The sequence below is a fragment of the Micromonospora sp. DT15 genome, from assembly GCF_049841475.1.
Classification (GTDB): domain Bacteria; phylum Actinomycetota; class Actinomycetes; order Mycobacteriales; family Micromonosporaceae; genus Micromonospora.
The window spans coordinates 500512-518362 of record NZ_JBNCKJ010000003.1; the positions used below are offsets into that span (position 1 = coordinate 500512).

At 70.7% G+C, this 17851-nt stretch carries 14 protein-coding genes; 5 read left to right on the plus strand and 9 right to left on the minus strand.

Features of this window, described 5'->3' with window-relative positions:
• Positions 1-10: 10 nt before the first annotated feature.
• Positions 11-1978: a serine hydrolase domain-containing protein gene (locus ACLQ3F_RS09840; protein WP_425848064.1), complete on the minus strand. Its 1968-nt coding sequence runs from the start codon at positions 1976-1978 to the stop codon at positions 11-13.
• A gap of 361 nt (positions 1979-2339) precedes the next feature.
• Here ACLQ3F_RS09840 and ACLQ3F_RS09845 point away from each other — a divergent pair, with 361 nt between their 5' ends.
• Positions 2340-4421 carry a PQQ-dependent sugar dehydrogenase gene (locus ACLQ3F_RS09845; protein ID WP_425848067.1) on the plus strand — a complete coding sequence of 694 codons (2082 nt, stop codon included), beginning with the start codon at positions 2340-2342 and terminating at the stop codon, positions 4419-4421.
• 69 nt (positions 4422-4490) lie between these two features.
• Here ACLQ3F_RS09845 and ACLQ3F_RS09850 read toward each other — a convergent pair whose 3' ends face one another.
• The 6 genes from ACLQ3F_RS09850 to ACLQ3F_RS09875 all read right to left on the minus strand — a co-directional run bounded on the left by ACLQ3F_RS09850 (position 4491) and on the right by ACLQ3F_RS09875 (position 11547).
• Positions 4491-4898, minus strand: a complete 408-nt coding sequence (locus ACLQ3F_RS09850; RefSeq protein WP_425848070.1) for a hypothetical protein — start codon at positions 4896-4898, stop codon at positions 4491-4493.
• Positions 4899-5017: 119 nt separating this feature from the next.
• On the minus strand, positions 5018-7813 hold the full coding sequence (locus ACLQ3F_RS09855; RefSeq protein WP_425848073.1) for an AfsR/SARP family transcriptional regulator: 2796 nt from the start codon (positions 7811-7813) through the stop codon (positions 5018-5020).
• Between the two features lie 72 nt (positions 7814-7885).
• Positions 7886-10021 carry an RNA polymerase recycling motor ATPase HelR gene (helR, locus tag ACLQ3F_RS09860; RefSeq protein ID WP_425848074.1) on the minus strand — a complete coding sequence of 712 codons (2136 nt, stop codon included), beginning with the start codon at positions 10019-10021 and terminating at the stop codon, positions 7886-7888.
• A gap of 154 nt (positions 10022-10175) precedes the next feature.
• Positions 10176-10556 (minus strand): YccF domain-containing protein, encoded by a 381-nt coding sequence (locus tag ACLQ3F_RS09865; protein ID WP_357228436.1) that lies wholly within the window; start codon positions 10554-10556, stop codon positions 10176-10178.
• Positions 10557-10606: 50 nt separating this feature from the next.
• Positions 10607-11221: an STAS domain-containing protein gene (locus tag ACLQ3F_RS09870; protein ID WP_425848075.1), complete on the minus strand. Its 615-nt coding sequence runs from the start codon at positions 11219-11221 to the stop codon at positions 10607-10609.
• Entirely contained in the window at positions 11218-11547 is a 330-nt protein-coding gene (locus ACLQ3F_RS09875; protein ID WP_425848078.1) for an STAS domain-containing protein, read from the minus strand. The genes ACLQ3F_RS09870 and ACLQ3F_RS09875 overlap by 4 nt, the downstream gene beginning before the upstream one ends.
• Positions 11548-11697: 150 nt before the next feature.
• Here ACLQ3F_RS09875 and ACLQ3F_RS09880 point away from each other — a divergent pair, with 150 nt between their 5' ends.
• The 4 genes from ACLQ3F_RS09880 (at position 11698) to ACLQ3F_RS09895 (ending at position 15028) form a co-directional block, all read left to right on the plus strand.
• The gene (locus tag ACLQ3F_RS09880) at positions 11698-12387 is read left to right on the plus strand and encodes a response regulator transcription factor (protein ID WP_357234268.1); all 690 of its coding nucleotides are present in this window, start codon (positions 11698-11700) and stop codon (positions 12385-12387) included.
• Positions 12384-13739: a sensor histidine kinase gene (locus ACLQ3F_RS09885; RefSeq protein ID WP_425848082.1), complete on the plus strand. Its 1356-nt coding sequence runs from the start codon at positions 12384-12386 to the stop codon at positions 13737-13739. Before ACLQ3F_RS09880 ends, ACLQ3F_RS09885 begins: the two co-directional genes overlap by 4 nt.
• On the plus strand, positions 13736-14299 hold the full coding sequence (locus ACLQ3F_RS09890; protein ID WP_425848084.1) for a GerMN domain-containing protein: 564 nt from the start codon (positions 13736-13738) through the stop codon (positions 14297-14299). Before ACLQ3F_RS09885 ends, ACLQ3F_RS09890 begins: the two co-directional genes overlap by 4 nt.
• 132 nt (positions 14300-14431) lie before the next feature.
• Positions 14432-15028, plus strand: a complete 597-nt coding sequence (locus ACLQ3F_RS09895; protein ID WP_357260988.1) for a hypothetical protein — start codon at positions 14432-14434, stop codon at positions 15026-15028.
• Positions 15029-15077: 49 nt separating this feature from the next.
• On the opposite strand, the gene ACLQ3F_RS09900 is transcribed toward ACLQ3F_RS09895, so the two are convergent.
• Positions 15078-16994 (minus strand): glycerophosphodiester phosphodiesterase, encoded by a 1917-nt coding sequence (locus tag ACLQ3F_RS09900; protein ID WP_425848088.1) that lies wholly within the window; start codon positions 16992-16994, stop codon positions 15078-15080.
• Between the two features lie 101 nt (positions 16995-17095).
• Positions 17096-17800 carry a cellulose binding domain-containing protein gene (locus ACLQ3F_RS09905; protein WP_425848091.1) on the minus strand — a complete coding sequence of 235 codons (705 nt, stop codon included), beginning with the start codon at positions 17798-17800 and terminating at the stop codon, positions 17096-17098.
• Positions 17801-17851: the final 51 nt, after the last annotated feature.

Genomic DNA, 17851 nt, shown 5'->3' on the forward strand with positions numbered 1-17851 from the left:
GTCGGGCGGGTCAGTAGGAGATGCTAGGCGCGAGCAGGTGAAACTCCACCGCGAACCAGCCCGCTCCGGCGAGAGCGAACAGGATCAGGCCGCTGCCGGTGATCCGCCGCCAGCCGACGTGGCGTCGCACGTCGTCGACGAGCCGGACGGCGGCGGGCAGCACTCCCAGCAGACCGAGCAGTTGCAGCACCTGGATGGTGCGCAGTGCGGGCCCGGGTACGTCCTGGAGACTCATGATGCTGCCGATGGCCAGCACCCAACCGGCGAACGCGAGCAGCGTGCCGGCGACGGCGAGGCGGCTCAGGATCCGCGCGGTGCGCCCCGCCCGTTCCCGGGGAGCGCGCCCGAGCCGACGGCGGACGATCGCGCCGACCGGCCAGGACAGCACGGCGAGCAGCAGCGCGACGGTGGACAGGGCCAGCACCGGGACGGCCACGGCGGAGGCGCGGGCCGGCTCGACGGGCAGCAACGCGAACGCGGAGTCGAAACTGATCGCCTCGACCCGGTCGTCGGTCGCCCGCATGGCGATCGTGCGCTGCCCGTCGACTTCGCGCCAGACCCAGGGCGCCACCTCCTCGTAGAGGGCGGGAGTGTCCGACAGCGGGCCCGGGTCCACCAGCAACCGGTCGCCGTCGGCAACGCTGACAGTGGTCCGACCGACCAGGCCGATCGCCGTCAGGAAGTTGCTCCCGATCGCTCGCGAGGACTCGTAGGTGCCGGCGGCCAGCGCGGCGTGCTCGGCGGTGGTCGCCGGGTCCACTCCGACGGTCTGCTGGGCGTCGCGGGCGGGGAAGTAGCGGTCGGCGAAGCCGTTCACTACCGAATCGCGAAGCTCGTGGCTGTCGAGGGCACCGGAGCCGTTGCTGTTGAGGGACAGGAAGATCCCGGCGCGGTCGTCGGGGTAGATCTGCAGGTGCGAGTGGAAGTACTTGGTGTCGCCGCCGTGGCCGAGGATCCGGTGGCCGTTGCGGTCCTCGGTGAAGAATCCGAGGGTCATCCGTGGCCCGTCGGCCAGCGTGCCCAACGACGTCGCGTCGAGTGCCGGCCGCTGCATCAGCTCACGGGTCGGTTGGTCCAGCAGGGGCGCGAAGCCCACCGGCTCGCCGAGCTGGGCGAGCATGAATCGCGCCATGTCCGTCGCCGGGGCGCTCAGCGCACCGGGCGGGGGCGTGCCGACGATCTCGAACGGCACGGCAGGCCCGGCGGAGGTCTCGTACCCGTTGGACATCCGGTCGCGCAGCGCCGCCGGGAGGGGCTGCTCGAAGGTCGACGACGGCATGCCCGCGCGGTCCAGGACGTTGCGTTGGACGTACTCCTCGAAGCGCGTCCCGCTGACGCGTTCGACGATGTAGCCGGCGAGCGCGTTGCTGTAGTTGGAGTACGCCGGAACGGTGCCGGGCTGGTAGATCTGCTCCGGTGGGTCGGTCATCAGGGCCTTGCGCAGGTTGAGGTCGCTGCCGTCGGTGCCGATGAGGCCGGCGATCCGCTCCTCGAAGCCGGCGGTGTGCGTCAGCAGGTGCCGCAGGGTGACGGCCCGCTCGTGGCGGAGAGGCAGTTCGAAGTCGAGGTACGTCCTGACGTCGGTGTCGAGGTCGAGCTTCCCGTCCTGCACGAGTTGCAGCACCGCTGTGGCGGTGACGAGCTTCGACACCGATCCCATCCGGAACAGATGGCGGTCCGGGTCGACCGGTACACCGGCGCTCTCGCCGGCCCCGGTGTCGGCGTACCCGTACCCACGGGTTGTGAGGATCTTGCCGTCGTTCACGACGGCGACAGTGGCTCCCGCGATGCCGGTACGGTCGAGTGCGGCCGGCAGCAGGCCGTCGAGCCAGGCGTTGACGTCGGTGTCGGTCAGGGCGGAACCCGCCCCGCTCGCGGCGGCCGGTGCCGCCGGAGCGTCGATGGGCGGTGCGGGGTTGTGCTGCGCCGCTCCGCAGCCAGCGGCGCTGACAGCGATGACGGCAGTGGTCAGGAGCACCGCGCCGAGTCGGACGCCCGGTCGGGGTGCAGCGGGGGCGAGAAGGGATAGAGAGCGCATCGTCTGCCAGTGCCTTTCCTGGGCGAACGGGTGTCCGGAGCAGGTCCGTACGGCGTCACCCGATGCCGTGGAACAAGCCTGTTCGAGTGACCGCCCCGAGCCATCTGGCGCGAGACGGCAATGCGCTTACGACCTGAGGAGGAGGGCGGGTGCACCGATGGTGGGCAGGTTTGCCCACGATCGAGGGACATCGTTTGACTTGTGCGACGAATGCATCTTTGATGGTCGATGTACTTGTTCGGCGTGGTCGGGCGCTTCGTCGTCTGGGTGGGCCGGTCGATGCCCTGAGCCTGGAGGACTGATGCGAGTCGTCGCACGGAGGAACCCACTACGCCCACGACGACGGCTGTTGCCGGTGGCGATGGCGGCGGTGACGCTGCTGAGCCTGGCCGTCGGTGTGCCGGCGTCCGCCGCGGCGCCGTCGACAGTCGTGGGCGTGGCCAGCGGTCGTTGCCTGGACGTGGTCGGCAACGTCAGGACCGCCGGTGCCGGCATCAACATCTACGACTGCAATGGCCAGGCCAATCAGGCGTGGACCTTCACCTCAAGTGGTGAGCTGCGGGTCTACGACGACACGATGTGCCTGGACGTGGTCGGTCAGGACACCACCGCGCCGGCGGCGCTACAGATCAACAACTGCACCGGTGGGGCGAACCAACGCTGGCGGACCACCACCTCGGGGACGATCGTCGGCGTCCAGTCCGGTCTGTGCCTGGACGTGAACGGCGCCGGCACCGCCAACAGCACCACGGTCGGTCTCTGGACCTGCAACGGGCAGTCCAACCAACGGTGGACGACGTCCTTCGGCAGCGCCGACAGCCAGCCGCCGACGGCGCCGGGCAGCCCTCGGGTCAGCGGCCTGACCTGCAACTCGGTGACGTTCGCGTGGAACGCCTCGACGGACAACGTCGCGGTGGCCTTCTACGACATCTACCACGACGGCCAGTTGATGACGTCGGTGAGCGGTACGACGCTCTCCACCAACCTGACCGTGGTGGCCGGGGCGACCTGGGGTCTGTACGTCAACGCCCGCGACGCCGCCGGCAACGTGTCGCAGGCGAGCGCCACCGTCTCGATCACACCGCCGCCCTGTCAGGCCGACAGTCAGCCGCCCACCGCGCCGCAACAGCTCACCGGCACCGCGTCGGGCACCACCGTGACGCTGCGCTGGACCGCGTCGACCGACAACATCGGGGTGCGGGCGTACGACATCTACCGGGCCGGCGCGAAGGTGGGCACTGTCACCGGCGCGCCGCCGGCGACCACGTTCACCGACAGCGGCCTGACGGCGAACACCTCCTACCAGTACTACGTGGTGGCTCGGGACGCGCAGGACAACGCCTCGTCGCGCAGCGGCACTGCGACGGTGACCACCGGCGCGGCGTGCGCCAACCCGGTGTGCGGGGTGCGGCAGGTCACCACCGACACCGACATCCCGTGGGGTCTGGTGACGTTGCCCGACGGCAGCGTGCTCTACAACCGGCGCGACGCGCACGACATCATCCAGCTCAACCCGAGCACCGGGGCCAAGACCAACCTGGGCACCGTGCCGAACGTGCAGAGCACCGACGGTGAGGGTGGCCTGTTGGGTCTCGCCATCTCGGCCAGCTACTCCAGCGACCGGTGGCTCTACATCATGCACACCTCGCCGAGCGACAACCGCATCGTCCGGATCAGGCTGGAGAACGGGCGACTCAACACCGCCAGCGAGCAGGTTCTGCTCAGCGGCATCCGGCGTAACAAGTACCACGACGGTGGTCGCCTGCGGTTCGGCCCGGACGGCAAGCTGTACGCCAGCACCGGCGACGCCCAGAACGGCAACTACGCCCAGGACCGGTCCAGCCTCGAAGGCAAGATCCTGCGACTCAACCCGGACGGCACCGTCCCCTCGGACAACCCGTTCGGCAACTACGTGTGGAGCTACGGCCACCGCAACCCGCAGGGGCTGGCGTTCGACTCGCAGGGCCGGCTGTGGGAGCAGGAGTTCGGCAACTCGGTGATGGACGAGACCAACCTGATCACCAAGGGTGGAAACTACGGCTGGCCGGCGTGCGAGGGCACCAGCGGCACGTGCGGTACGGCCGGGTTCATCGCGCCGGCGCGCACGTACCCGACTGCTGAAGGGTCCTGCTCCGGCATCACGATCGTCCGCGACGCGCTCTACGTGGCCTGCGCCCGAGGCGCTCGGATGTACCGGGCGGTGATCAGCGGCAGCAGCCTGACGAACGTGCAGACGTACTTCAGTGGCACCTACGGCCGGCTGCGGACCGTGGAGCCGGCTCCGGACGGCGGGCTGTGGCTGACCACCACCAACGTCGGTGACAAGGACAGCACCCCGAACAACAGCAACGAGAAGATCCTGCACGTCACGCTCGGCAACTAACTCCGACGTCTACGCAGGGCCACCCCCGTGCTGGCCCTGCGGAGACATTCGTGCTCGCGTGGGCTCGGTTCACCAGTACTGGTACGGGCTGGTCGCCGTGTACATGAACGAATTGTTGACGTTGTAGAAGTTCACGTTCGTCCGCGCGTAACCGCTGGAGCATGGCTTGTTCAAGCCAACCGTGGGCGAGTGATTGGGAACGATGGTCCACCAGTACGGATCGGAGATCGCGGCGATGCTGCCGCCGCACCACGCGATGATCTGGATGTTGGCTCGTCTCTCTCCGGACGGGGTGGAGTTGAGGTAAAAGTCGCCGATCAGTGGATTCGTCGTGCCGCTGCGGACGCTGATGCAGACGTACGGGTTCGAGTAGGACCCGTGGTTTCGGCAGCCACCACCCGAGTCCGCAGCCGCCGGCGCGGACGGCGCGAGTGCCGCCGTAGCCAGTACCAGTACGATCGCTCCGATCCGTGCCATGCTCCTGAGCATCGACCCTCCCTCTGGGTCCGTCCGGCCCGTCGATCCGCGCCGGCTCTACCGAGAGACTGACGCGGCGGACTGACCAAACCCTTACCAGGGCAGGGCAGCCCGGTGGCTCAGGCCGGATCGGTCGGTGCGTGACGGCCCGCCCTCGCGAGGGCGTCGGCGGGATACTCCGCATCCGCAGTGCCGATGTCGGTCATCAACCCAAGGGACTCCTGCCAGCAGGCGACCGCCTCCTCGGTTGACCCGAGGCCGTCGAGACCCACGCCGAGCCAGTAGAGCCCGCGAGCCGTGCTGAGATGATCGCCGAGGTGTCGCAGCGCCATTGCCGCTCGGGCGTGCCGAACCGTGGCCTCGTACCGTGCGAGGTTTGCGTTCTGGTGCGCGAGGTGCACCTCAAGCGGGGCGATCTGCTGCCGGATATCGTGGTCGACGGCGATCCGCAGCGCCTCTTCGAGGAGGGACAGCGACTCCTGCGCCCGACCCTGCTCGGTATAGAGCCATCCGAGATTGCTCAGGCAGACACACAGGATGAAGACGTCGTCCAACTGCCGGGCACCGGCCAGGGCCTGGCGCAGATGCCTCTCGGATTCGTCCCGGTCGCCCTTCTGCCCGTAGGCGTTGCCGATGTTCATCCGGCTGACGACCTCGTCGCGGGGGGAACTCTGTTCCAGGTTGACCTGCGCGGCAACTTCCATCCACCTGATGGCCTGGTCGAAGTTCCGCCCCAGCGCGTAGGCGACACCCAGCCCGTTCGCCATCAGTCGCTCACCGTCCGGCCGGTCGTCGAGGCGCGCCGCGACCATTCCCAGCTCGTGAGTCTCCCGCAGTGTCGTCAAAGCGTGAGTTCGCAGCAGGAAGCTGTACTGGCAATCGGCGAGCTGCCAGGTTTCTCGCGCCAGTCCGAGGCTGTCGCAGATCCTGACCAACGCCAACAGATTGGCGGCCTCCACCTGGAACCAGGCGCTGGCAGCACCCATCGAGTCGAAGGTGGGCGCCTGCGCGAGGGGATGCGCGATGCGCATGGCGACGGACGTCCGGAGGCGCTGGAACATGCTCTGAGCGGCCACACCCTGCTGGACGTACGCATCGGCGAGCCGCCCCACCGCCAGGAGGCGATCGTGATCGGTGTCTTCCTGCTCGGCCCGCTCGGCGCCGTAGAGCCGGAGCAGGTCGTGCATCTGGTAGCGGCCCGTGCCGTCGTCGTCGAGAAGGTGCCGACCCACCAACTCGTCGATGTGCTCCTGGATCTGGCTCTCGACCTGGCCCGCGAGGACTGCCACTGCCGCGGCCGGCAGCGCCGTGTCCGGCACGAGGCCCAACAGCCGGAAAACGCGCGCCGGGGCGGCCGGCAGTGCCCGATAGGACACCGCGAAGACGCCGCGTACCGCGCTGTCACCCTCGACGACCAGCCCGGAGAGCCGCTCTCGGGCGTTGGCAAGCTCCAACAGCAGATCCGGGACGGTCTGGCGTTCGTCCACAACGATCCGTGCGGCGGCGACGCGCAAGGCCAGTGGCAGGTTTCCGCAGAGCGCTGCCAGCCGGAGAATCTCGTCCCGGCTGGCTGCCGCACGATCCGCACCGATCATCGTCGCGACAAGCCGGTACGCCTCGTCGTCGGACAGCAGACCCAGCCGTAGACTCTGCGCCCCCTCGTGCGCCACCAGCCCGTCGAGACGGTTACGGCTGGTGATGACCGTCAGGCAGCGCGCCGACGCCGGGAGTAGCGGTCTCACCTGCTCGGAGGAGATGGCGTTGTCGAGCAGGACCAGCACCCGCCGGTCCGCGAGCGTCGACCGGTACAGAGCCGCTGCCTCGTCGACGTCGAGGGGTATCCGCTCCGGTGGCACGCTCAGCGCCCGCAACAGCTGGCCGAGTGCGTCGATCGGGCGGGTCGGCGAATCGGTTCCGTGGCCGCGAAGGTTGACGAACACCTGGCCGTCTGGATAACGCGACGCCACCCGATGCGCCCAGTGCACTGCCAACGCCGTCTTACCGAGCCCGCCGATTCCGCCGATCGTGCAGATCGGGGCGACCCCGGAGGGATCCCCACCGTCGCCGACGGCACTGTCGAGGATCACGAGATCCGCCTCCCGGCCGATGAAACCCGGGATGTCGCGCGGCAGGTGTCGCGGTGCTGCGGACATGCTGTCGGTGCCGCTGGGCGTCGGGAAGGCGAGATCCGGATCGTCGGCGAGGATCCGTTGGTGCAGGCGCTGAAGGTCCTGGCCGGGCTCGAGACCGAACTCCTCGACAAGCGTCCGGCGCGCGTCGCGGTAGACCTCCAAGGCTTCGGTACGCCGGCCGGCCCGACTCAGCGCCAGCATGAACAGCTCAATGCCATGTTCCCTGGTCGGAAACTCCCGCACCAGGTCGGCCAGCAGCCCCACCACCCGGACATGCTCACCGGCCGCCAGTTCGGCCTCCACCCGCCGCTCGAAGGCAGCCAACCGCCGCTCCTCAAGACCACGCCCGAGCCGCCGACGTAGCGCCTCGTCGGCGACGCCGGCCAGCAGCGGACCGCGCCACAGATCGAGGGCCGCCGCCAGAGCCTGAGCGCGGACCGCCGGGTCGGCGATCGTGCGCGTCCGGTCCACCTCCGCCGTGAACCGGTGCAGGTCGACCGTCGCGGGGTCCACGTCGATCAGGTAACCCGCGCCGCGCGTGACGATGCGCGCCCCGTACGGAGCGAGCCTGCGCCGCAGCCGGGCCACGTAGGTGTGCAGGGTCGCGCGGCGATCGGCCGCGTCGACGTCACTCCAGAGCAACTCGATCAGGCGTTCCGTCAGCAGCACCCGGCCGGGCTCCAGCAGCAGCAACCCCAGCAGACAGCGCTCCTGCCGTCGACCCAACTCGACCGGGCTGCCCCGGTGGCTGGCCGCGACATCCCCGAGCACCTGGAACTCCACAGGGCGCAGCGTATCGGCTATCGATGTCCTCAAACGGCAGTCAGATGTGCTGCGCCAGGGCCTGCAACGCCCTCAGCAGCTGGTCAGGAGCACGAGTTGCTGGGTGGCCCGGGTCATCGCGACGTAGCGGTCAACCGCCCCCGAGACGCCGCTGCCGAACGCTTGCGGGTCGACCAGGACGACCAGGTCGAATTCGAGGCCCTTGGCCTGCTCCGGGCTCAGTGACCGGACCCGGGACGTCGGCGGAAAGGTCGGGTCGCCGATCACGCAGGCGATCCCTTCGGCGTGGTCGGCGAGCCAGGTGTCGAGGATCGACCCGAGGTCGGCGGCCGAACCGTGGACGACGGGGAGCCCGTTGCCGCGGATGGAGGTGGGCACGTTGGCGTCGGGGAGTACGCCCCGGATGACCGATTCGGCCTCCGCCATGACCTCCGCCGGCGTCCGGTAGTTGATGGCCAACGAGGCCACTGTGACCCGGTCGAGCCCGACCCGCTTGAGGCGTTCCTGCCACGACTCGGTGAACCCGTGCCGGGCCTGGGCGCGGTCTCCCACGATGGTGAAGCTGCGCGACGGGCAGCGGGCCAGCAGCATCTGCCACTGGGCGTCGGTCAGCTCCTGCGCCTCGTCGACGACGATGTGTGCGAACGGGCCGGCCAGCAGGTCCGGGTCGGCGTCCGGCAGCGCGGAGTCGTCGACCAGGACGTCGCGCAGGTCGGGTTGGCGCAGCATCGCCAGTAGACCCTCGCCGTCGTCGTAGGTGTCGGCCGCGAGCAGCTCGTCGACGACCCGGGCCATGTGTTCGCGTTCCACGGCGGCGGCCGGGTCGCGCCGCCGGGTGCGCCCCGCCCTCTCGGCGTCGCCGAGCCGCTGCCGGGCCGCGTCGAGCAGCGGCAGGTCGGACACGGTCCAGGCCCGGGGCTCGTCGCGTTGCAGCTTGCGGACCTCCTCCGGGCTGAGCCACGGCGCGCACCTGCTCAGGTACGCGGGCACCGACCACAGGTCACCCACGAGATCGGCCGCGTCGAGCAACGGCCAGGCACTGTTGACTGTCGCCCGCAGCTCCCCGTTTCGCAGCAGCGAGTCGCGGAGCACGGCGTCCGGCTCCTCGCCGTCGTACCGGTCGATGAGGATCGTCAGCAACTCCTCCCAGATGTCCTCGCGCGCCTCGTTGTGCGGGGTGCCCGGACCCGGCGCCTGGAACGCGTCGGCCCAGTCGTCGGCGCTCAGGCGGACGTCGGATTCGCCGACCGTGATCGTCATCGGGGCGACCGGTGGGTCCTCGTAGAACCGGACGGCCGCGTCGATCGCCCGGACCAGCTCGGCCGAGGACTTCAGCCGGGCCACGTCCGGGTCGGCCTCGACGGTAGCCGTGGCTCCCTCTGCGACGAGGCCGCGCAGGGTGCAGGTCTGCACGTCCTCCTCTCCGAGGCTGGGCAGGACGTCGGCGACGTAGGCCAGGTAGGGCTGGTGCGGTCCCACGAAGAGCACTCCACCCCGGCGTTGACCGAGGCGCGGGTCGGAGTAGAGCAGGTACGCGGTGCGGTGCAGGGCGACGACGGTCTTGCCGGTGCCCGGACCGCCGTCGACCACGAGGGCGCCGGCCGACCCCGCCCGGATGATGGCGTCCTGGTCGGCCTGAATCGTGCTGAGCACATCGCGCATCCGGGCCGACCGAGCACCGCCCAGACTGGCGATGAACGCTGACTGGTCGTCGAGCGCGACGGCGTGCCCCACGAACCCGTCCGGGGTGAACACCTCGTCCCAGTAGTCGCTGATCCGGCCGCGGGTCCAGCGGTACCGGCGGCGGCTCGCCAGGCCCATCGGGTTGGCGTGGGTCGCGCCGAAGAACGGCTCGGCGGCGGGTGAGCGCCAGTCGAGCAGCAGCCGCCGGCCCGTGCTGTCGGTGAGGCCGCGACGTCCGACGTACACCGGCTCGTGGTTGTCCGCCCCGACGACGTGGCCGAGGCACAGGTCCAGCCCGTAGCGGCTCAGCGAGCGTAGGCGGGCGGTCAGTCGGCGGACCTCCTCGTCCCGGTCGACGGCCTGCCGGCCCTTGCCGCCGGGCGCCCGGCGGGCGGTGTCCAGACGGTCGGACAGCTCGGCGTTCAGCTGCGCGAGGCCCTGCGCCATGGCCGCGAAGTGCCGCTCGTCGTGGGCGATGAGCGCCGGGTCGGCCTTGGGGGCGAGGTGATCGGGAAGGTCGAACACGGAGGTAGGCAAGGAATCCAATTCATGACTTCCATTTCGGCAGAATCTGGCCTCGGCCGACGATTCTGCGTCATAAACGGGGTCTTGCCGCAAGCCCCCCAGTGCGCTATAAGTTAGAAGTGGCGGGAGACCAGAGGTCTCCCGTTTTCCGTGTTCAGGGCGCGTCGACGACCTCACGCCCGAGCGGCCAGAACGCCGCCGGTACGAGCTTGAAGTTGGCGATGCCGAACGGAATCCCGATGATCGTCACGCAGAGGGCGATGCCCGCGAGGATGTGCGAGAGCGCGAGCCACCAGCCGGCCAGCACCACCCAGAGGATGTTCGCCAGGCCGGAGCCGACGCCCACGCCCGGCTTGGGCACCAGGGTGCGGCCGAAGGGCCACAGCGAGTAGACCGCGAGGCGCAGCGAGGCGACGCCGAACGGGATGGTGATGACCAGGACGAAGCAGATCAGCGCGGCGATGCCGTAGCCGACCGCCAGCACGAGGCCACCGCCGAAGACGAGCCACAGCACATTCAGTACGAAACGAATCATTACTCCAGCATGAGACATGCTCGCCACCCGGTCGCCTCGCCCCCGTTCCCTCAACGGGGGACGGCCACCGCGTGGCCCTCGGAAAGGGGCCTCCCGCCACCGTCGGAGAGCTCGGCGAGGGCGTGGTCGCGGCTGTCGAAGATCGGGAAGGCCCCGTCCAGACGCATGGTGTGCAGGACGGTGCGGATGAATCGCGACGGCGCGGCGAGGCAGAGCGTGACACCCCGTTCCCGGGCATCACGGTGGGCGCGCACGAGCAGACCGAGGCCTGTCGAGTCGATGATGTGCACCCGGCTCAGGTCGACCACGACATGCCCGCCCACCTCGGCCACGTGCCGCAGCGCCGTGCGCAAGTTGTCTCCGGTGTCGATGTCGATGTCACCGGTGGCGGCGATGACTGTCGTGCCGTCGAGGTGGTCGATGCCGAGGATGCCACCGGGGCCATGCTCGTCGCACGACGCGTGGCCACCGGTCGAGGCGGGCAGGAGGCTGCAGTGCGGGCAGCGGTGCGGCCCGGTGGCGAAGGGGGAGCCGCTCCAGCCGTGTTCGGCCACCAGGGTCCAGACGACCTCGGCGTCGGGGAGCACGCACGCGGTGCCACGGATGGTCTCGCCGCAGGTGTCGCAGATCAGGGTCATCAGATACTCGTCCGGGACGACGGTCATGCTGCTGGTCCTTCCTCATTGACGATCGGGAGCACCTGATCCAGGCGAGTGATCTGCAGGATGCGCCGGACCCGGGGGTTCGGATCGCGGACGGTGAGGGCCGCGTCGGCGCGAGTGAGCCGCCGGTGCACGTCGAGTAGCAGGCCGATGGCGGCGGCGTCGAGGTGCTGGCAGTCGGACAGGTCGAGCACGACCTGTGCGGGGCGCAGCGCCAGCAGCCGGTCGAACACCGCGCCGACCTCCGGCAGACAGGCCAGATCGAGTTCGGTGACGCGAAGCTCGACCAGCGGCAGCGTGTACCTCGCGGGCAGCACCGGCGTCGCCATTGCCGTACCCCTCTCCGTCGACCTTGTCTCCTCCCCACCGTGCTGGGCGGGGTTGGCGGTCACTGCAAGGCTCTGTGACAGTTGTGTGACAAAACCGCCGGCCGGCGGGCACGGTTGGCCGCCCGGCGGTCGGCCGAGGATGATTCCGGGATGACGGCCGTACTGGTGATCGAGGACGACGACCGCATCCGGCTCGCGCTGCTGCTCGCACTTGAGGACGAGGGCTACGACGCCCTCGGCGCGGCCACGGCCGAGGAGGGCCTGCGCGCCCAGCGCCACCACCCGGCCGACTACGTGCTCGTCGACCTGATGCTGCCCGGCCTCGACGGCTTCGAGTGCATCCGACAGTTGCGCCGAGACGACGACGTGCCGATCGTGGTGGTCAGCGCCCGTGACGGCACCGACGACATCGTGGCCGCCCTCGAAGCCGGCGCCGACGACTACGTGGTCAAACCCGTGGCCATCCGGGAGCTGACCGCCCGCCTGCGGGCTCTGCGCCGCCGTGCCCGGCCGGTGGTCACGACCTCGACGCCGGAGCCCGTGCCGGCGGTCGCCTTCGGCGAGTTGGAGATCAGCCCGGAGGCGGGGGAGGTGCGCCGCGCCGGCCAGCAGGTCACTGTCACCCGCACCGAGTTCCGGCTGCTCTGTGAGCTGGCCGAGCACGCCGGTCGGGTGCTGTCGCGTCAGCAGTTGCTGCAACGGGTCTGGGGGTACGACAGCGGCGACGAACGGCTCGTCGACGTGCACGTCGGCCGGCTGCGGCAGAAAATCGAGCTGGACCCGGCGAACCCCCGGCACCTGGTCACCCTGCGGGGCCTTGGCTACAAGTTGCAACGATGAGACGCCTCGGACTACGTACCCGGGTGACCGCCGCGTTCGCCGTCGGCGCGCTCCTGCTCTCGGCGTCGATGGCCCTGATCTCCTACGAGTTGACCCGCCGTTCCCTGCTCGACGACCGCGAACGCATCGCCCTGCGGGCCGCCTACTTCGACGCCGCGGTGGTGCATGCCGGCCTCGACACCGACACCCCGGACGTGGTGGAGGTGCTCCGGTCGTTGGACACCGGCGGAAGCCGTCGACCGGTGCTGCACCTCAACGGCGAGTGGTACGCGAGGGCCGCCGATCCCGGCACCACGGCCGCCATCCCCGACGAGCTGCTCCGGGTCGTCTCCGCCGGGGAGCCGGCCGTGCAGCGTGTCCGCGTCGACGGCCAACCGGCCCTGGTGGTCGGTGTGCCGTTGTCCGCGTCCGCGACGTACTTCGAGGTCAACTCGCTGCGCGAGCTGGAGCAGACCTTCCGGGTGCTGGCCCTCGCGCTGACCAGCGTCGCGGTGCTGGTCGCCGGATCCGGCGCCGCCCTCGCCTGGTACGCCACCCGACACGGGCTGCGACCGCTGACAGCGGTCGCCGACGCGGCCGAGAAGATCGCCGCCGGTGACTTCACCGCCCGGCTCGACCCGGCCACCGACCCTGACCTCACCCGCCTCTCCTCGTCGTTCAACCAGATGGTCGACCGCCTCGCCCTGCGCATCGAACGGGACCGCCGGTTCGCCGCCGACGTCAGCCACGAACTGCGGTCCCCGTTGCAGACCCTCGCCGCGGCGGCCAGCGTCCTGGCCCGCCGTCGGGAGCACCAGGACGAACGGACCGCCACCGCCGCCGGGCTCGTCGCCGACGAGATCGATCGTTTCCAACGGCTCGTCAACGACCTGATCGACCTGGCCCGCAGCGACCAGCCGGCCCACCGTGCCCCGGTGGACGTGGTGGAGCTGGCCCGGGAGACCTGCGACGCGTACGACCTGCCGGGCACCCTCGTCAGCCTGGCACCGGAGGTGCCCACGACATGGCAGGTCGAGCGGCGGCGGGTCGCCCAGATCCTGGCGAACCTGCTCGACAACGCCGCCACCTACGGCGGTGGCCCGGTGGCTGTTCGCCTGGACCGGGACGGGAACAGCGGCGTCGTCGAGGTCGACGATGACGGTCCGGGTGTTCCCGTCGAGGACCGCGAGGCGATCTTCGACCGGTTCGTCCGGGGGCGAGCCGCCCACACCCGTGGCGCCGGCGACGGCACCGGCCTGGGGCTGGCGCTGGTCGCGCAGCACGCCGCCGCGCACGCGGGGCAGGTGACGGTCGCCGACCGTCCGGGCGGGGGCGCCCGTTTCCGGGTCACCCTGCCGGGGAGCCTGTCGTGAAGCCCCGCCGTCTCGTCCCGCTGGCCCTCGTTGTGCTGCTGACCGCATGTGGCATCCCCACCGACGACACCCCACGTGCGGTGCCGGCCCCGCGAGGGCCGCTGAGCAGCGCCGCTCCCGCCGACACCACCGCACCGGCCGGCAGCGCCGCCGAGACGCTCTGCCTGGTCCGGAACAACCGCATCGTCCCCGTGGTCCGGCGCGTCGACAGGGCACCCAGCATCGCGGACCAGTTGCGGCACCTGCTCGCCGGGCCCAGCGGGGCCGAACGGGACAGCGACCTGACCAGCGCGCTGCCGGGGGCGGTCAACGCCGCCCTCGCGACAGTTACCGGGACGCGGGCCGTCGTCGCTGTGGACGAACCCGCCGAGGTGGGCGGTCGCAGCGACGAGGTCCTCGCCTTCGGGCAGATCGTCTGCACCCTCACCAGCCGCGAGGACGTCTCCACAGTGGCGTTCCTGCGCGACGGCAGGGCTCTGGGTGTGCCCCGGGCCGACGGCTCCCTGTCCAGCATGCCGCTCACCCGCGGCGACTACGCCCCCCTCATCAGCGAACGCTGAACGCGAGGTCCCGGGGTCGCTCGGTGGAAGAGCTTCGGGGTTGCTCGGTGGAAGACCTGAGACGAAAGCCAGGGCGACCCGAGGGAAGCTCCCGGAGGTCGGGCAGTCGCCGACGGTCACATGCTGACTGGCATGAAACGCGCTGCGCTCTACGTGATCGCCGGCCCGGTCGGCATCGTGGCCTACGGCCTGATCCGGCTGTGGGGAAAGTCAGACGGGGTGTACGGCCCCGGGCTCGACTGGCAGGCCGCCCACCTGGCCGCCCTCGCCGGCATGGTGTGCTTCGTCCCGGGTGTGCTCGCGCTGTCCCGCCTGCTGCCCCGCAGCCCGTGGCGCACCGGGGTGGTGGCCGGCACGTTCGTCGGCCTCGCCGCGACGATGGTGCAGTTCGGCGCGGACATTGTCGAGGGGCTGCTGGCCGAGGACCGGGCGGAGATGTCGAGGCTCGGCGCGGAATTCAAGGACATCCCCGGCGTGGAGGTGGCCTTCTACGACGTCGTACCCCAGTTCTTCTTCCTCGGCCTGCTCGTGCTCACGGGCATGCTCGCCGCCCGACGGCGGCTGCCGTGGTGGAGCGTGCCGCTGCTCCTCGTCGGCATCGTCCTGCCGGCGGTCACCCTCGACCTGCTTCCCATCGGCGGCCTGTGCATGGCGCTGGCGTTGGCCCCGGCGCTGCCACTGGTACGACAGCGGGGCGAACGTGCCGGGTCACCGGTCGGCATCCACTGAGGACAGGGGTGGCGCTGACCCCATCGGACCAGCGCCACCCTTCGAGTCGTTACTTCAGTGCGAGGGTGCGGGCGTCGGCGGCGATGACGCTGGCGATCTCCGCCGGCACCAGCTTGCCGGCCTGCCGGTCGGCGTAGGTGGCCAGCTCGGCGTACTGGGCGTGGGCCAGTTTGATAGTCATCGCCGTGACGGCGGCCGGGTCCGCGCCCGAGGTGAGGATCAGGTAGCCGAGGCCAGCCTGGCTCACTGTCACGGTGAAGGTGCTGGTCGCCGTGGCGGTGCCCTCGGGCCCGGTCGCCTCGGTGGTGATGGTGTGCCGGCCGGCGGTCAGCTTGGCCAGGTCGAGCTTGCGCCCGGCGGCCGACTTCTTACCGTCCAGCGTCACGCTGACGGTGTCGGCGTTGGTCGCGGCGACCGCGATCACCGGTGACTGCGCCCGGTCCAGCCGAGTCCCGTCGGTCGGCGAGGTGATCTGCACGGTCGGGTCGCCGGGGGCCCGCTGGACGAACGCCGAGTTCCAGCCGACCAGCTCCGCCGCCCGGTTGGTGATGATCGCATCGGTGCCGATCCGCTCCAGCCGCTGCCACAGGCCGGCGGAGTCCATCGTCCACGCCATCACGGCGACCCCGGCTGCGTGCAGCGGGGCGATGACCTCGGGCTTGGCCAACAGCGCGTTGCCGTCCGGGTTGTACGCGGTCAGGTGCAGCTCCTTCGCGATCGCCACCGGGTCGGCGTCCAGGGTGCTGCGGAGCAGGCCGAGCGGCAGCTCGGGGGCGATCTCGTAGGTGTACTTCAGAGCGTCGACCTCGAAGCTCTGGATGAAGACCCGGCCCATCATCTGCTCGTCCCGGATCACCTGGATGATCGTGGCGACCTCGTCGCGGGTGTGCTTGCCCTTGATCTCCACGAGCAGGTTTCCACCCCGCGTCCGCAGGTCGGCGAGCTGCTCCGCGAGGGTGGGCACCCGCTCACCGACGTACTGCGGGCCGAACCAGGAGCCGGCGTCGAGCGCCTTGATCTGCGCGGCGGTCAGGTCCCGGATGTTGCCGGTGCCGTCGGTGGTCCGGTCGACGGTGCCGTCGTGCAGGATGAACGGGACGCCGTCCCTGCTCGGCTGGACGTCGTTCTCGATCCAGTCGGCGCCGCCCCTACGGGCGATCTCCTGGGCGACGAGGGTGTTCTCCGGTGCGGCGGCGGACGCGCCCCGGTGGGCGATCACGGTGAACGGGCTGCCCTCGGGGCGGAGGTAGCCGTTCGGTGCCAGCTCGGTGACGGTGACGTCGTCGTACGACACTGTTGCGCCGTTGACGAAGAGCCCCTGGACGCCGTCGGCGGAACGCTGGAGGCTGCTGGTCCGCATCGCCTCCCGCCCGTCGAAGATCCAACGGGCCTGGTTGCCGTGCACCTCGACGGCGACGCGCACGTCCCGGCCGGTGCCGGCGGCGGACGGGGCGGAGGCGGTGTTCGTCACGACCCAGGCGTTGGCAGTGGTCCGCTGGGCGAATTCGAGCCCGTTGGCGGCGGTGGTGCCGCTGCGCATGGTGGCGATCCACCAGGGGGTCGCGCCGCTGGCGGGGACGTCGATGCCGAGCGAGGCCCAGCGGGTGGCGGCCGAGACTGCCTCGAAGCGCATGGTCGCCTCGAGGCGGAAGTCGTTCAGGTGCCGACCGAAGGTGATCTTGTTGTTCTCGCTGGAGCTGGCGGAGGTTCCGTACAGTCGGCCGTTCTCGACCTTCCAGGTGCCGTCGACCGCGTGCCAACCGGCGGGCAGCGACCCGGCCGAGAAGTTCTCCGAGACGACGACGCTGCCCGGCTCGGCGGTGGCGGGTGACGAGGTCGCGACGGCGACCGCGACGGCAGCGCTGGTGACGGCGAGAGCGGCGACGGCGGCGGCGGCCCGGGCACCCAGGGCGCCGAGGCGTGACCCGGCGCGGCGCGGCGACGGTGATGCGGGTGGGACAGTCATGGTCGCGACGGTACGAAGCACGCCCGAACTGATGATCAATCAAGCATGGCTGCCGTCGGAACGACGGGTGTACCGCGCTCGATCCGGGCGTCCCGGACCGGTCAGTTCGGCAGGCCGGAGCAGGCGACCCCGTCGATCGTGCACGCCCTGGGGGCGGCACCGGTCAACGATCCATTGACCCGGAACGTCACCCGGACCGAGGCGCTGCCGGGCACCTGACCGGTGTTCGGGTCCGGCACGAACGTCCACACCGCACCGTCCCGGCTGGCCTGTGCCCCCTCGACCCCGCTGACCCCCAGCGACTCCCGGGGCAGGGTGACGACCAGCGTCCACCCCGGTGCCGGGACCGGGCCCGGATTGCTGATCGTCACTGTCGCGCCGTAGCTGAGCAGGGCATTGTCAGTGATGGCGAAGTCCGCGCCCAGGGCCGCCGGGGTGGGTTCGGCGGTGGTGCCGGTCGGCGTGGGCCGGGTCGACGACGCGACGGCCGGTGGGACCGACGAGGCCGAGGCGGACGGGGGCGCGGCCACCGCCGGGCTGGTGAGCGCCGGTCGCGCCTGCGCGCGTGGGGTGGCGGACGGCGACCCGTCCACCTGCTCGACCGACGGCGGTGGGTCGAGGGTCACCGGCGTCAGCTTCTCCGGCGTACGCAGCACCCCGACGACGGACACGGCCGTCGCGATCAGCACCCCGAGCGCCGCGACGACAGCCACCCAGGTGGCCCGCGAGACGTCCTCCCGACCGGTGAGCACCCGCCGTGCGGCCGTGACGAGGGCCACGACCCGATCCAGCAGGATGATCGCCACGGTACGGCGTGGTTGGGGTGGTGTTGCCGGCACTGCCAGTCTCTCTTTCAG

Coding starts and splice junctions, on each gene's coding strand:
- ACLQ3F_RS09845 (WP_425848067.1), top strand. CDS start 2,340: ATGCGAGTCGTCGCACGGAGGAACCCACTACGCCCACGACGACGGCTG.
- ACLQ3F_RS09850 (WP_425848070.1), bottom strand. CDS start 4,898: ATGGCACGGATCGGAGCGATCGTACTGGTACTGGCTACGGCGGCACTC.
- ACLQ3F_RS09865 (WP_357228436.1), bottom strand. CDS start 10,556: ATGATTCGTTTCGTACTGAATGTGCTGTGGCTCGTCTTCGGCGGTGGC.
- ACLQ3F_RS09870 (WP_425848075.1), bottom strand. CDS start 11,221: ATGACCGTCGTCCCGGACGAGTATCTGATGACCCTGATCTGCGACACC.
- ACLQ3F_RS09875 (WP_425848078.1), bottom strand. CDS start 11,547: ATGGCGACGCCGGTGCTGCCCGCGAGGTACACGCTGCCGCTGGTCGAG.
- ACLQ3F_RS09880 (WP_357234268.1), top strand. CDS start 11,698: ATGACGGCCGTACTGGTGATCGAGGACGACGACCGCATCCGGCTCGCG.
- ACLQ3F_RS09885 (WP_425848082.1), top strand. CDS start 12,384: ATGAGACGCCTCGGACTACGTACCCGGGTGACCGCCGCGTTCGCCGTC.
- ACLQ3F_RS09895 (WP_357260988.1), top strand. CDS start 14,432: ATGAAACGCGCTGCGCTCTACGTGATCGCCGGCCCGGTCGGCATCGTG.
- ACLQ3F_RS09900 (WP_425848088.1), bottom strand. CDS start 16,994: ATGACTGTCCCACCCGCATCACCGTCGCCGCGCCGCGCCGGGTCACGC.